The 14,574-nt window shown below is 38.6% G+C and carries 13 protein-coding genes and 1 pseudogene; 5 read left to right on the top strand and 9 right to left on the bottom strand.

Translation table 11 applies throughout. From position 1 onward, the window contains the following. Nucleotides 1-21: 21 nt before the first annotated feature. The 3 genes from AC1M85_RS02645 (at nt 22) to AC1M85_RS02635 (ending at nt 1,465) form a co-directional block, all read left to right on the top strand. Nucleotides 22-501, top strand: a complete 480-nt coding sequence (locus AC1M85_RS02645; RefSeq protein WP_488213498.1) for a GFA family protein — start codon at nt 22-24, stop codon at nt 499-501. 150 nt (nt 502-651) lie between these two features. Beyond that, nucleotides 652-1,047 carry a transposase family protein gene (locus AC1M85_RS02640; protein ID WP_035265307.1) on the top strand — a complete coding sequence of 132 codons (396 nt, stop codon included), beginning with the start codon at nt 652-654 and terminating at the stop codon, nt 1,045-1,047. After that, a complete protein-coding gene (locus AC1M85_RS02635) occupies nt 995-1,465 on the top strand; it encodes a transposase family protein (RefSeq protein WP_488213497.1) in 471 nt (156 codons plus the stop codon). The genes AC1M85_RS02640 and AC1M85_RS02635 overlap by 53 nt, the downstream gene beginning before the upstream one ends. Nucleotides 1,466-1,649: 184 nt before the next feature. On the opposite strand, the gene AC1M85_RS02630 is transcribed toward AC1M85_RS02635, so the two are convergent. Further along, nucleotides 1,650-2,012 (bottom strand): hypothetical protein, encoded by a 363-nt coding sequence (locus AC1M85_RS02630; protein WP_481591549.1) that lies wholly within the window; start codon nt 2,010-2,012, stop codon nt 1,650-1,652. A 129-nt stretch (nt 2,013-2,141) separates the two neighbouring features. Beyond that, nucleotides 2,142-2,408, bottom strand: coding sequence for a hypothetical protein (locus AC1M85_RS02625; protein WP_488213842.1), 267 nt, complete (start codon nt 2,406-2,408; stop codon nt 2,142-2,144). A 116-nt stretch (nt 2,409-2,524) separates the two neighbouring features. Between AC1M85_RS02625 and AC1M85_RS02620 the strand changes: the two are divergent. Both AC1M85_RS02620 and dusA read left to right on the top strand, forming a co-directional pair. Further along, nucleotides 2,525-3,454, top strand: a pseudogene (locus AC1M85_RS02620) (IS5 family transposase). Between the two features lie 176 nt (nt 3,455-3,630). After that, nucleotides 3,631-4,641 carry a tRNA dihydrouridine(20/20a) synthase DusA gene (dusA, locus tag AC1M85_RS02615; RefSeq protein WP_092766772.1) on the top strand — a complete coding sequence of 337 codons (1,011 nt, stop codon included), beginning with the start codon at nt 3,631-3,633 and terminating at the stop codon, nt 4,639-4,641. A gap of 55 nt (nt 4,642-4,696) precedes the next feature. Here dusA and AC1M85_RS02610 read toward each other — a convergent pair whose 3' ends face one another. From AC1M85_RS02610 to AC1M85_RS02580, 7 genes are all read right to left on the bottom strand, one after another. Further along, the gene (locus tag AC1M85_RS02610) at nt 4,697-5,470 is read right to left on the bottom strand and encodes a tRNA threonylcarbamoyladenosine dehydratase (RefSeq protein ID WP_481593314.1); all 774 of its coding nucleotides are present in this window, start codon (nt 5,468-5,470) and stop codon (nt 4,697-4,699) included. 67 nt (nt 5,471-5,537) lie between these two features. Continuing rightward, on the bottom strand, nt 5,538-6,371 hold the full coding sequence (locus AC1M85_RS02605; RefSeq protein WP_488213841.1) for a TatD family hydrolase: 834 nt from the start codon (nt 6,369-6,371) through the stop codon (nt 5,538-5,540). Nucleotides 6,372-6,378: 7 nt separating this feature from the next. After that, nucleotides 6,379-7,326, bottom strand: coding sequence for an RsiV family protein (locus AC1M85_RS02600; protein ID WP_092766781.1), 948 nt, complete (start codon nt 7,324-7,326; stop codon nt 6,379-6,381). Between the two features lie 130 nt (nt 7,327-7,456). Beyond that, nucleotides 7,457-8,281, bottom strand: a complete 825-nt coding sequence (locus tag AC1M85_RS02595; RefSeq protein ID WP_092766769.1) for a hypothetical protein — start codon at nt 8,279-8,281, stop codon at nt 7,457-7,459. Between the two features lie 83 nt (nt 8,282-8,364). After that, the gene (locus AC1M85_RS02590) at nt 8,365-9,957 is read right to left on the bottom strand and encodes a peptide chain release factor 3 (protein WP_035265298.1); all 1,593 of its coding nucleotides are present in this window, start codon (nt 9,955-9,957) and stop codon (nt 8,365-8,367) included. Between the two features lie 120 nt (nt 9,958-10,077). Continuing rightward, complete coding sequence (locus AC1M85_RS02585) at nt 10,078-12,144, bottom strand: putative bifunctional diguanylate cyclase/phosphodiesterase (RefSeq protein WP_481590365.1); 2,067 nt, start codon at nt 12,142-12,144, stop codon at nt 10,078-10,080. A 214-nt stretch (nt 12,145-12,358) separates the two neighbouring features. Then, nucleotides 12,359-14,542, bottom strand: a complete 2,184-nt coding sequence (locus tag AC1M85_RS02580) for a carboxy terminal-processing peptidase (RefSeq protein ID WP_488213496.1) — start codon at nt 14,540-14,542, stop codon at nt 12,359-12,361. Nucleotides 14,543-14,574 lie beyond the last annotated feature (32 nt).

Here is a 14,574-nt window from a genome sequence, read left to right as displayed (position 1 = left end):
GATCTTAAACAAGGAAGTTTTATGTCAAATTTAAATCACATGCCTTTCAATGTTGAAGCAAGTTGTTCTTGTGGCGCAAATACTTTTCGCTTTTCTCATGCACCCATCGCACATTTTATTTGTCACTGCCAAGTTTGCCAAGAATATACAGGTAAGGCATTTTCAGATGTTTTAGTATTCTTGAAACAAGATGTTTATGATTTAAATATTAAACAGACTACTTTTAAACGTTTGAAGTCACCACCCAATATCCGTCGTGGGATATGCAAACAATGTCAGTCCCCTTCTATTGAATTTGGAATATTAGATCAGTTGGTATTTATTCCTAAATGGAACTTAAAAGACTTCTCGCAAGTTCCCCCTGAAAATATGCATATTTTTTACCATCGTCGTGTGCAAGATGTAGCTGATGATTTGCCAAAATATAATGGTTTTATCCAGAGTCAAACTCAAGCAGCTAAGTTTATTCTTGAAGGGGTAGCTAATAGAATTCTAAAATAAAATCATCAATAAAATATGACTTCACTTGAACACTGTTTAAACCAATGATTGAAAAATTTAAATTATATCTCTTTCATAAATCAAAAAAAGATCTATCCTTTGCTGATTATTTGTACCGAATAATTTTAAATATTCATACATAATTTGCGAATGAAATACATCGACTCAAAGAAGCTTTCTGAAACACAGTTTAAGCGATATACAGGCATCTCATGGTCAACCTTTGATTTAATGGCGGAACAGCTAAAAATGCTTGTACCTGCTAAAGGTAGACCATCTAAGTTAAGTGTAGAAGATCAAATCCTGCTGTGCTTAAGTTATTGGCGTGAATATCGAACATTGTTTCATGTCGCAACCAGTTATGGTGTGTCAGAGCCTACTGCTTCAAGAATCGTCCGCCACGTAGAGGATTGCCTGATCAAGTCCAATCTATTTAATTTACCCAAGAGTTTGCCTGAAGGCGAAGGTATCGACTGGAATGTGGTGATCGTAGATGCCACAGAAACCCCAATACAAAGACCTAAAAAAACAGAAGAAAAGCTATAGTGGTAAGAAGAAAGCTCATACTTTCAAAGTACAAGCCATTATCCATTATAGAACACAGCAAGTTCTGAGTTTATGCACGAGTTGTGGTGCTGTACATGATTTCGAGCTTTTCAAACGCAACTTGAATCAGATTCCTAAAGGTGCTTTTATTCTTGCAGAGAAAGGTTATCAAGGGATTTATACGGTGTATCCAAATAGTCTATTGCCATTAAAAGCAAAAAAGCGCTGTAAACTAGATCCTGAGCTAAAAGTTTACAATCAAAAAATCAATAAAAGAAGAATTGGGATTGAGCATGTATTTGGAACTTTGAAGACCTTCAAAATCCTTGCTGAGCGATATCGCAACCGTGGCAAAAGATTGGGATTAAGATTCAGTTTAATCGCAGGGGTTTATAATTTAGAACTGAGTAAAAAATGATTTATGAAAGAACCCTAATATTTATACCAAGCAAAAAAATATAATAACCAAGAGGCTTTGTTGCAAACAATAATTCATAACCGCCTGATTCAAATCAATTAAAATAAAAAATTATATTTCCTATAATAAAGATTTATTCATATAAAAAGATTTATATAAAAAAAGCCAAAGCTTCTGATAATATTTAAATTAATATTGAAAATATCCAACCGCCTATAACATTGATATAAGAAAAAAAATACCATCTAATTTTAAGTAGATTTAATTTAAATAAAAAACTAAATATCCAAAAAAATGTATTTAAAGCAAAACATATACAAAAATAAGTGAGAATTAATGTTAGTTCCCCAAAAAATGAATTCTGATAGTGATCAAACAACAATTCAATACTGAGTACAAATGGAAGCGAGCCAATTACAATATTCCAGTTCAATATCTTTTCTCTTTTCTCTTTTAATTGCCAACCAAAGAGAGTCAATGTAGCCTGAAAAATAAAAAAATAAGCCAAAATGAGTAAAAAGTCTCCTGGGTTTTTAAAACCACTCATCATTTTGAAAACCCACATTTGGCTTCATAGCCCATATCCACACATCCTTCATCTATTAGATAAAGCAGTGTATTAAACTTCCTCAAAGTCTGGCTAAATATACCGTCCAGTTTAATACATGACGCCACATCACTTTGACCAATAAGTATTAAACATCTCTTTGATACCATCATCATCTTCCATATATTCCTCAGGTGATATTTTTAAAGCTACACCACTCAAATAAATTATTGCTTTCCATAGAAGCTTCTCTTCAGTAGGAGGATCAAAAAACAATTCATTATGGTCAAGCGCATTCATCCTTATTCTTGCCCACTCTTCAGCTTCCTCTCGACTGATTTTATGGGTCAATAAGCCGCTGAATACTTGTCGTACATCTGATAAAAATATTTTCATAACACCATTTCCCAGTATATTTCCCATTCTTATCAAATAAATAATGTGTTTTAGTTCCATTAGGCTTTGTTTCACAAAGCTATTCTTAAGGGCTTCTTCAGCCATATAATTTTCAAATGAAGAAGCCTACACATAATCTACCGCACAACCAATTGGCCCGCATATAACCGAGCACTCATTAATCACGGAAATATTGCCATTTGGTTTGATCCTACTACGCAATGGTATGCTCTATCAAAAGGCAAACAAGGACGAAATCAAACCTACTCCGACGCAGCCATCCAATGCTGCTTAATGATTAAATCCTTATTTCGTCTGTCTTTACGTATGGTCACTGGCTTTGTGCAAAGTCTAATTAAACTTTGCGGATTAAATTGGACAGCGCCAGATTACAGTACACTTTGTAGAAGACAAAAGTATATTGATATTGCAATCAGCTACCAAAAAAGTAGCTATGGGCTGCATCTACTCATGGACTCTACAGGCTTGAAGTTTCTAGATGAGGGCGAATGGAAACGCAAGAAACATGGACCTGGATATCGTCGCCAATGGCGTAAGCTACATATTGCTATAGATGCTGAAACTCTTCAAATACGTGCTATACAGCTCACAACCAATAATATCAGTGATTCACAGGTACTAGGTGATTTACTTTATCAGATTCCACAAGATGAACAGATTGACTCTGTTTATACCGATGGAGCTTATGACAGCAAGCAATGCCGTCAGGCCATTGCAGATCGGCAAGCGCATGCGGTGATTCCACCTAGAAAAAATGCGAAACCATGGAAAGATACAAAGAGCAGCGCGCTAGAGCGAAATGAATTACTTCGAACAGTTAAACGTTTAGGTAGGACACTATGGAAAAATGGTCAGGCTATCATCGCCGAAGTTTGGTTGAGACTAAAATGCACTGCATCAAATTAATAGGAGATAAACTCAGTGCAAGGAGCTTTGATAGCCAAGTCAATGAGGTTCATGCACGTGTAGCAGTCCTCAACAGGTTTACGGAATTGGGTCGACCACTTCCCCAAGTTACGCCTTAAATTTGGCTCAATTAGGGGCGCTTTGCCTTTCAAATCTTTGTGCAACAAAGCCTTTAAAAATTAGAGATTCATTAACCTTTAGAAGCAGTATTCTTTAACACCTTCCTCAATGAACCATTTTTTAAATTATGGTAAGATGCCGAGCTTTTCACGATTTACTCAATCTAGGTTTCACCATGTCTTATATCCAATCCTTACAGCCTCGAATTTCCGTCGCACCCATGATGGATTGGACGACTCGTGATTACCGCTTTTTTGCACGTCTATTCAATCCAAATATCATCATGTACACCGAGATGGTGACCACAGGCGCAATTTTATTTGGCGATGCAGCCCGTCATTTAGATTACAGCAAAGAAGAACACCCTATTGTGTTACAGCTTGGTGGATCAAATCCTAAAGACCTCGCAACCTGTTCTAAAATGGCTCAAGATTGGGGCTATGATGAAATCAATTTAAATGTTGGTTGCCCTAGTGATCGTGTTCAAAACAATAAAATTGGTGCTTGCCTCATGGCTGAGCCTGAGCTGGTTGCTGAATGTATTGCTGAAATGCAAAATGCAGTTGATATTCCCGTCACGGTAAAACACCGAATCGGCATCGATGATATGCAATCGTATGAGGAGATGCTGCATTTTGTCGATACCGTTGCAAAAACGGGATGTCAAAATTTTATCGTGCATGCACGCATTGCTTTACTACAGGGTTTGTCACCAAAAGAGAATCGAGACATTCCGCCTTTACGTTATGAAGATGTCTATCGTTTAAAGCAAGATCGCCCAGAACTATTGATCGAAATCAATGGTGGGATCAAAACATTTGCTGAAACTCAACAACACTTACAACATGTGGATGGTGTCATGATTGGTCGCGAGGCTTATCACAATCCTTATCTACTGGCTGAACTAGGACAATTATGGAATTTGTCAGCACCTGATCGTTTTGAGATCATGCAGGAAATGATGCCATATATTGCAAAACGTTTAGCTGATGGTGCGCCACTTTCAGTGATTACACGTCATATTTTAGGCTTATTTCAAAACCTTCCTGGTGCACGAAAATGGCGACAAGCCCTGAGTGGGGGTAACGCGAAAACATTAAAAGATATTGAAAATGCCTTAATCGGTATGCAACAAGCCATTCAAAGACATGCTGAACAAGAAAGCTTAAAAATCAATGCTGAATAAACAAATTTCATCATTAAAAAGGTCTCTTGATAGAGACCTTTTTTGATAATCACTTTTAGGCTTGTTTTGCTTGAATCGAATCTAATCGTTTTAACACTTCAGCCACTGCCACCATTGCAAAACTTGATGTCACCACCACGGCTGAACCATAACCACCACATCTTAACCCAGCACTCGCACAAATATCAGCATTCGAAAAAGGATTATCCACCGAATAAATACAGGTGATACCGAACTTCTCTTTCGGCTTTTTACAGATACCTTTTGAGCGTAACTGACTTCTTAATTTTGCCAGCATCGGGTCGTATTCTGTTTTTGACAAATCTGCGACCCGAATTTTGAGTGGATCTAATTTACCACCAGCACCACCAGATACAATCAAAGGGACTTTATTGAAACGACAATGTAGCATCAATGCGAGTTTTGCTTTGACATCATCAATGCAATCCAACACAACATCTGGATTTGAACTCAAAATCTCCGTTACATTTTCAGGCGTTAGATAATCATCAATTAAATTGATTTTTATACGTGGATTAATTTGGCGACAACGCTCTGCCATCACTTCAATTTTTTCATGACCTAATGTTGATGTCATCGCAGGTAACTGACGATTAATATTTGACGCTGCAACAGAATCCATATCAACTAGTGTTAACTCGCCCAAACCTGTTCTAGCCAAAGCTTCGACAGCCCAAGAGCCAACACCGCCAATACCAATCACCATGACATGACTGTTTTCATAATGCTGAAAATTTTCTTCACCATAAATTTTGGCTACACCCGTAAAACGGCGTTCATATTCATCATCATGAACTAAGTCAGTCATATTGCTCTAACACTATTTGGAAAAGGCGTATTTTAGCAAAACTTCGGAGGAATAGAGAGTTTTGAACTCACGACAATTTCAGTTCATTTTTTAGGTTGAGTGCAGACACACTATTCTCCCAAACACGTTGCGCAATGTCTTCGACTCTTGTATTTAAACTATGTGCCAAACCTTCTAAAACATAAATTAAATTCTGTGGGGTATTACGGGTACGGTGTTCAGTTGAAGCTTGACAACATAATGGCGTCATATCAGGACAGTCTGTTTCAATGACCAGATGTTCAATACCAACATACTGAACTATTTGGTGTAATTTTTTAGCATTGGGATTGGTAATCTGTCCCGTGACCCCTAACTTAAATCCAAGTTGAATAAATGCCTTCGCTTCTTCTATCCCTCCACTGAATGCGTGGGCGATACCACCGTGAACAAATTGCTTTGCTTTTAACAGCCTTAATGCTTCAGCATGAGATTTACGAATATGTAACAGCACAGGAAGCTTAAATTGTTGAGCCAAATCGACTTGTTGCGCAAAAAAATCCTGTTGCTTAGCGAAAACTTCCGACTGCTTATGTTGCTTGAGAAAAGTATCTAAACCAATTTCTCCAACGGCGATGCATTGTTGTACTTCAAGAATTTTTTTTAGATCGTCTAGATGATGAGGCTGATGTTGTTCGATATAAAAAGGATGTAGACCAGGAGCGAGATAACTCCTCGGTGCCTGATCTAAACCATTTAACCAATGGTGTGTTTCAATCAATGTATGAAAGCGTTGGTGTTGAAACCCAATCAGTACAAGGGCATCCACTCCCTTCTGTTTAGCCTGATACGCAAGTTGCTCACGATCGAAGTCAAAATCTTCTACATCAAAGTGCGTATGCGTATCAAACAAACGTGGCATGGACATGTTATTTTGCTTCACCTGCAGCTTGAGGTACAGCAACTTGAACCGAAGAATGAACAGCCTCCAGCATTTCAGGTTTAATCACACCCTGTAGCTTTTCATAAGGAATCGTAAGTCTTGGCAAACCCACCACATAAGGACCAATTTCATATTCACCGTATTGAAGAATTAAACCCTTCTTACCCAAATAATAATTATCAGTGAGTTTAAATTTCCAAGCCTCTTCATACTCTTCAACGTTATCTGCTAACTGCGAATCTATGACCCATTTTTTAAATTCATCATGGGCCAATTGATTTAATTTATTCTTTTGGTCTTTCACTAAAATTTGATCTAGTGACACTTGTTTCTGCTGTTTCAAATCAAAATTAAAGTAAGTTTGTGAAGAAGAACCATGTGCACCTCCTAAATAGTTACTCGTATTCAATACGACGGTTGCAAGTGGTCCTTGTGAATTTAAAATTTTAGGACTAATACTCAAACTAATTTGATGTCCAACCCCCAAGTGCTTTAACTCTTTATCTAAACCCACAAAGTTATCAATATAGGGCTGAATCTGCTCTGCAAGTAACTGCGCTGCAGTTTTATATTCAACAACTTCACTTGCGGCTTGAGTATCTTTGTCTTTAGGCAGCGTCTGCTCAGGTTCGAACAACTCTAGCGTTTCTTGTAAATTTTTGATAATCGCTTGATCAATTAAGCCATCTAACACAAATTGATTCGTTCTCAATCGATCAATTGAAATTTCTGGACAATTGTTACCATCACATTCTACCAACCGAACAGGCACTTTTTCAGTTTCACCCTGAAGCACGAGTATCTGAACTTCCGATGCTGCTTGAGTTTGAGTGTCAGGTGACTCTTTAGGCCCGTCCCCTTTTGGCTGACATGCGCTCAGCGTAATTGCGGCAGTAAGTACAGATACAGTCCAAACTATTTTATTTTTTAACATCTCACAACCTTGAGGAGAAACGGTCATTTATCATTGATTTAAGCCTAACCCGATGAAATTGATAGCTCAAGCTTCGTTTGTATGGGTTTAACTGCAATTGTATATGCTACATTACAATATTTGTAATATTTCAAAACATCTTTTGAAAGATCTGCGGTACAACCACCTGCTTGGTTTGAGCATGATTCAAATAGATATCCAATTGCTCACCACCTTTGACAATTTCGTTCGCACGAATATGAACACCAATCCCTTCACCATCAAAGAACCATTCCTGATTTTGCCAGCTGAGATTCACTGGAGCGATACTTCTCACTTCACCACTCTGGGCCTTTAACCATTTTTGATAGGACACTTGAAGTATTCTTTCAAAATCATTTATTTGGTTCTTTTGAATCACATCCTGCAACTGTAAAACTTTTTTCTGCTTTCGATCCAATACCATAAAGTAACCACGATCTTTAACGATCACTTCAGCTTGTTTTGTGTTAACAATGAATTGGATCAACACATATTGATTTCGTTGGGTGGCGACTTGCGTCAGTATATCCAACTCATAAGGCTGATTCAGTGAAAACTCCTTCATCCATGATTCAGAGCGACTTATATAGGTTTCGATGGATTGATCCAAACTCAATTGTTCTTTTTCATTAATTTGATCTTGAATCACAAAAGCCAAATGGTTGTTAAGTTGTTGATTGACCCACTGATCTGCGGTTTTTAAACTTAAAATTTCAATTTTTTCACAGACCGATTTTGTGCAATTTTCGCTCTTTATTTCAACTTGAAACGCGTTATCATTTAAGTATGGTAACACATCAGCGTTTTTAACTTGGGCAGACTGCCCTGACTTTTGTGTCTTAGACTCTGGTTGTTTTTCACAAGATGCCATCCCAATGACTAAGGTAGCAAGAAGAATACGCAATCGTTTTTTTTGTAAGTTTAGAGTAATCACAAAAATCAACCAAAATTAAATCATTGGTTATTCTGATACAAAAACAGCTTCACGAGGAAGCTGTTTTACATTTTCAAGCAAAATTAATGTTCACGTGTATTACGGAAAACAATATCAGGATAACGCTCTTGCATTAATTGTAAATTGACACGGCTAGGTGCTAAGTACGTTAAATGCCCACCACCATCAACTGAAAGTTGGTCATGTGCTTTTTTCTTAAATTCGTTAAATTTTTTCTCATCTGGACATGAAACCCAACGAACAGTGTTAATGCTCACAGGCTCGTAAATACAATCTACTTTGTATTCTTCTTTTAAACGATAAGCTACAACTTCGAATTGAAGAACACCCACAGCACCCACAATAAGATCATTACTGTTTTGTGGCATAAATACCTGAGTTGCACCTTCCTCTGAAAGCTCTTTTAAACCTTTTTGGAGTTGCTTCGATTTCAAAGGATCTTTTAAACGAACACGGCGGAACATTTCAGGAGCGAAGTGAGGAATACCTGTGAATTGCAAGTTTTCACCCGAAGTGAAAGTATCGCCAATTTGAATCGTACCATGGTTATGTAAACCAATAATGTCACCTGGCCATGCCTCTTCTAAATGCTGACGATCACCCGCCAAGAACGTTAATGCATCTGAAATACGCACATCTTTCCCAATACGTACATGCTTCATTTTCAAGCCTTTTTCATATTTGCCTGAGCAGATACGCATGAAAGCAATACGATCGCGGTGTTTAGGGTCCATATTGGCTTGAATTTTAAAGACAAAACCAGAGAAACCCTCTTCAGTCGCTTCAACTTTACGATCTTGGGTAGGATGTGCTTTTGGTGGTGGTGCATATTCACTAAATGCATTTAAGACATGGTCTACACCAAAGTTACCCAACGCTGTACCAAACAATACTGGAGTTTGACGCCCTGCTAAGAATTCTTCACGATCAAGCGGTTCATTTGCCATTTGAACTAATTCTAGTGACTCTTCAAATGCAGCCCAAGCTAATTCACCGACTTTTTCACGAAGGTCAGCATGGTCATAACCGTCACGAATTTCGATATCTGTAATGGTTGAACCAAAACCTGCTTTATAGACATAGAATTTTTCTTCGATCAGATTAAAAACACCCGCGAAGTCACGGCCTGTACCTAAAGGCCAAGTTAAAGGTACGCATTTAATCTTAAGTACGTTTTCAATTTCGTCGAGTAGTTCAAGTGGCTCGCGAATTTCACGGTCCATTTTGTTAACGAAAGAAATAATCGGTGTGTCACGCATACGACACACGTCCATCAATTTAATCGTACGATCTTCGACACCTTTCGCACCATCAATCACCATCAACGCTGAGTCTACGGCTGTAAGGGTACGATATGTATCTTCAGAGAAATCTTCATGCCCCGGTGTATCGAGCAGGTTGATCATTTTGTCTTTATAAGGGAACTGCATCACAGAGGTCGTGATCGAGATACCACGCTCTTTTTCCATTTCCATCCAATCTGATGTCGCAGCACGGTCAGATTTACGGCTTTTTACCATACCTGCAACTTGGATCGCTTGCCCCCACAACAATAACTTTTCCGTCATTGTTGTTTTACCCGCATCGGGGTGGGAAATAATGGCAAATGTACGTCGCTGAGCAACTTGCTCCGCTAACTCTTGCTTAAAGCTCATGAATAACACCTACTGCAGACATGCAGTTTAGAAGATCAAAAAAGATCAAAATAAAAATTGGCGATATTGTAGCAGATCAATACCGAATGTGAATGTGATGAATCAGAAACTGACCAGAAGTTAATAGTTCTTAAATGTGCTTTCTAAACGATCCACAGGTAATGGCATACCCAATAAATAGCCTTGTAATTGCTGACAACCTAAACGTTTTAAGATATCGGCTTGTTTTTGAGTTTCAACGCCTTCAGCTGTCACCACCAAACCTAAACGTTTAGCCAATACAATAATACTTTCTAAGATAATTTCATCTTTAGTATTGGGTGAAAGATTTCGAATAAATTCACGGTCAATTTTAAGTTCATCTACCGGGAGATTCTTTAAATATAAGAAGCTTGAATGACCAGTTCCAAAATCATCAATCGCAAGCCCAATCCCCAAATTACGTAGGCTCTCAAAAGTACGAATACTGACATCGATATGATGCATTGCTGTCGATTCAGTAATCTCAATAATTAAATGGGCTGGATCGATCTGGTATTGCGTGATTAAACATCTTAATGTATCTACCAGCGCTTTATGTTCAAATTGAACAGCTGATAAATTTACAGCGATCGGGCAGAAAGGCAATTTCTTTTTTTGCCAAGCTTGAATCTGTATACACGCTTGTTCAAGGGCCCAGTAGCCCATTTTAATAATAAGACCTGTTTGCTCCGCACCCTCAATAAACATATTCGGTGCTAGAAGTCCTAGACTTGGATGCTTCCAACGAATTAAAGCTTCAACGCCACAAATTTTAAAATCTGCTGTGAATTTCGGCTGATAAAATAAAATGAATTGTTGTTCTTCAACAGCACGATACAAATCATTGATAAGTTTTGATTGGCTACGTGCGATTTCTTGTTGATCTAATGAATAGTTAAACACACTATAAGTATTGCGACCTTGCTCTTTGGACATCAGCATTGCAGCATCAGCATTCACCAACAAATCATGTAAATCAGCACCATGATCTGGATAATAGACCACACCTAAACTTGCTGAGATATTGATTTCCTTCCCCGAGATCACAAAGCCTTCTTGGATTTTACTCAATACTAGATTGGCAACTTGATCAATTTGGTCTGTAGAAAAATCTTCAACAACCAATAAAAACTCATCACCACCAATACGAATTAATTTTTGGTTTTTTTCGAGTAATGCATGGAGTCGATGCGCTAAATTCACTAAAAGCTGATCACCAATATGATGTCCAAAAGCATCATTCACTGCCTTGAAACGATCCAAATCAATATAAATGAATGCAACTTTATGATCTTTAGATTGGTGAAGTGAAAATAATGAAGTGGTGTAATCAAGCAAAAAAAGTCGATTTGGAAGTTTGGTCAAATTATCTTGAAGAGCAAGACTTTCCAACTCCTTATTCATTTTGATTAGTTGTTGATTTCGTTCTTCAAGTCGTAATTCTAAAATAGCGACAAAAAAACTGACCACTAAAACCAAGCAGGTGACAAATATAATGACAAAAAGTAATAAACCTTGACCTTCATGGAGTTGATTTAATGCTGCATATTTAGCATCCACGGGTTGAAAAGTCGCAGCCGCCATACCAATATAATGCATTCCCACAATACTAAAAGCGATCATGAATGCCACGGCAAGCTTGAATGCCAATTTATTGTGATAGGTACGCTTATATTTAAACATCAGCCAGAATGACAACCCTGAACCACATACAGCAATCAGCACAGAAAAAATCACCAAAATGGTGTCATAACGAATAATGTAGTTGGGAACGATCAATCCCGCCATTCCAGTATAGTGCATACCTGAAATACCGAAACCCATCAGAAGTGCACCCAAAACTAATCTAGCTAAAGGAAGTGTAGATCTAGTCGTGAGCCATATGGCAAAAATTGAAGCGAGAGCTGCGATCACATAAGAAAATAGCGTCAAACCTACATCGAAACTATGATCTTCGGGCAAATGACAAGCCAGCATTCCAACAAAATGCATGACCCAAATCGCAAGACCAAATATCATGCCACTTACACCGAGCAGCACTTTTTGACCAACTGGGTTTTTGTGGGTACTAATGAGTTGTTCAAATGAAATAGCAATAAAGCAGACGATCACTGCCGCCACAGCAGAACCCGCCACCATTGCATAATCGTAACTCATATGAATCATATAGAGACTTATCCGTACCTGAACCTGTTTTTATTTTATTTAAACCCCAAAAGTACAGCAAATAAATGTAAGAAGGTTCAACTTTTTAATGAGCATTTGTCGCCTACAACAATATCACCATCTCATTGAACGTCAAGTTGTTTTTCGGCGAGATCCATAAAAAATGGCGTATCGAAATACGCCATTTTTAAGTAAAACTTAACAATAAATATTTTTATTTTTGCAAGGCAATGTAATCGAGCAAGATATGAGCTGATTCAGTGACAAATGCCTCTTCCTCAGGTAAAGGTGGACGTTGATTAGTTTTCATCTTAGCACGCGATTCAGCCAAAGCCTCCATCGACGCCTGATAACTTTCCCAATTTGGATAAGCAGTTTTACCCATTGCTATACGGCGTTTGTTTTCTTCCGCCAACGTTTCTTTTTCCAAAGCGATGAGTTCAGCTTTACGTTGATCGAGATCTAACACGATTTGTTTTTTCTCTTTAGCTTTCTGCGAAATCGCTTTGCGCGCTTCTAGATACTTAAATTGAATATCATTCGCAACACGCTGTTTTGAATGAGCAGCTAATTTTGGTACAAAGGCCTGCACCTCTCCCTCACGTTTGAAAGGAGCTGTAGGGATGGTATCCCACTCTAAAGCATTCTTAGCTTTACGCTCCCCAAACTCTTCATCGTAGATATCAACCAATTGAATATCAGGCACAACCCCTTTATTTTGTGTGCTTCCACCAGTAACACGGTAAAACTTTCGTTGCGTCAATGTCGCTTGACCATACGCTAAGCTGTCCAATTGAACTTGAGCTGTACCCTTACCTGTCGTAGTACTTCCAATCACAATCCCACGACCATAATCCTGCACAGCAGCTGAATAGATTTCACTTGCTGATGCAGAAGCCAGATTCACCATGACCGCTAACGGACCTGCGTAGGTTTGAGCACCTCCATCACGATCTTCGAAGACACTGACGTTACCATTCCCATCCCGAATTTGAACCACTGGACCAGATTTAATCACTTGCCCAATCATTTTTGCCACTTCTTCGAGTGAACCACCAGGGTTATTACGAAGATCAACGATAATGCCATCGACATTTTGCGCAGCTAAACTTTTCAATGCATTATTGGTATCTTCAGATACTGAACGATAGCTTTCACCAGCACGACGGGCACGGTAGTTGTAATAGAACGATGGAATTTCGACTACTCCAACTTTATGTTTCTTGCCATCACGTACAATTTCAACTGTTCTTGAACGTACACCCGCATCCTCTTCTTGAATCACATCACGTACGATAGTTACGGTACGTGCCTGACTCATAGATGCTCCAGGTCCGAGCAATTTAATGGTGACTTTAGTCCCACGCTTACCTCGGATCAATCCAACGATTTCAGAACTGGTCCATCCAATGACGTCGACCATTTTGTCACCGTCTTGCGCGACACCAATAATACGATCACCAGACTTGACCTGCCCCGTCTTAAACGCAGGACCACCATCTACGATCGTCTCGATACGCGTATAGTCTTCATTCCCGCGTTCTGGACGGATCGACACACCAATCCCCTCAAGCTGCAATGTGGTCTGACGATTTAACTCAATCGCATCGATTGGCGGGAAATAATTACTGTGCGGGTCATAGGTCGCCAACATAGCATTGAGCGTTTTTTCTAAAACGTCATCGCTTTTTGTACGCTTCATACGTTCTAATTGACGCATATAGCGCTTGGTCAAAGTCTGAACTGGCGTTAAATCTTCAGCTGAAGTGAGATCTTGTCCTGCTGCTAAAGAAGGATCATCTTTCAGCGCTTTTTGCTTAGCCAAATCTTCTTCTTTAGCAATCGTTAAATTGATTAACTGAGACACCAACATTTTGCGCCATTGATTTTCTTGCTCAGCTTTATTTTTGAAAAATGGAGCCTTTTCACGATCAGACTCGATAAACACATTAGGTTGATTTAGGTTTTGCGGTTTTTTTAACTCCGCCAACATAAACTCATAGAATGACTTTAAACGATCACGATATTGAGCGTGAATGGCATAAGGTCCTTCAAGGTTACCCGCTTTGAGCACCGCTCCAAAAGTTGGTCCGTATTTTTTCTTATAGTTTGCCACTTCATCTGCCAAGAAAAGGCTATGGTCAGGATCAAGACTATCAATATACATATCAAAAATACGTTGTGAGGTCGTAGCATCTAAACGCATATTTAAATAGTGCTGACGATCCACCAAAGTTGCTAATTGTCTTGAAACTAAAGCTTGTTCTTGTGTGGGCTTTATATTCTGAACCTGTTGAACCGCTGGTTCATTCGCTGCGATCGCAACATTAATTGTATGACCAAAAAATAAACCACCAGTGGCAATGGCTACCGCGCAAGCGATTGTTTGAAGTTTCATAACGAATTTGTCTTTCCTTGGATAAACCAAAT

It is taken from the genome of Acinetobacter sp. 24-47-64 (genome assembly GCF_057737055.1).
The sequence above is the reverse complement of the archived record's forward strand: the minus strand, read 5'-3'. Positions and strand labels throughout refer to the sequence as shown.

Excerpts from the sequence above, each read along its gene's own strand:
- dusA (WP_092766772.1), top strand. The coding sequence starts at position 3,631 with ATGTCTTATATCCAATCCTTACAGCCTCGAATTTCCGTCGCACCCATG.
- AC1M85_RS02630 (WP_481591549.1), bottom strand. The coding sequence starts at position 2,012 with ATGAGTGGTTTTAAAAACCCAGGAGACTTTTTACTCATTTTGGCTTAT.
- AC1M85_RS02580 (WP_488213496.1), bottom strand. The coding sequence starts at position 14,542 with ATGAAACTTCAAACAATCGCTTGCGCGGTAGCCATTGCCACTGGTGGT.
- AC1M85_RS02625 (WP_488213842.1), bottom strand. The coding sequence starts at position 2,408 with ATGAAAATATTTTTATCAGATGTACGACAAGTATTCAGCGGCTTATTG.
- AC1M85_RS02635 (WP_488213497.1), top strand. The coding sequence starts at position 995 with ATGCCACAGAAACCCCAATACAAAGACCTAAAAAAACAGAAGAAAAGC.
- AC1M85_RS02605 (WP_488213841.1), bottom strand. The coding sequence starts at position 6,371 with ATGCCACGTTTGTTTGATACGCATACGCACTTTGATGTAGAAGATTTT.
- AC1M85_RS02645 (WP_488213498.1), top strand. The coding sequence starts at position 22 with ATGTCAAATTTAAATCACATGCCTTTCAATGTTGAAGCAAGTTGTTCT.
- AC1M85_RS02585 (WP_481590365.1), bottom strand. The coding sequence starts at position 12,144 with ATGATTCATATGAGTTACGATTATGCAATGGTGGCGGGTTCTGCTGTG.
- AC1M85_RS02610 (WP_481593314.1), bottom strand. The coding sequence starts at position 5,470 with ATGACTGACTTAGTTCATGATGATGAATATGAACGCCGTTTTACGGGT.
- AC1M85_RS02600 (WP_092766781.1), bottom strand. The coding sequence starts at position 7,326 with ATGTTAAAAAATAAAATAGTTTGGACTGTATCTGTACTTACTGCCGCA.
- AC1M85_RS02590 (WP_035265298.1), bottom strand. The coding sequence starts at position 9,957 with ATGAGCTTTAAGCAAGAGTTAGCGGAGCAAGTTGCTCAGCGACGTACA.
- AC1M85_RS02640 (WP_035265307.1), top strand. The coding sequence starts at position 652 with ATGAAATACATCGACTCAAAGAAGCTTTCTGAAACACAGTTTAAGCGA.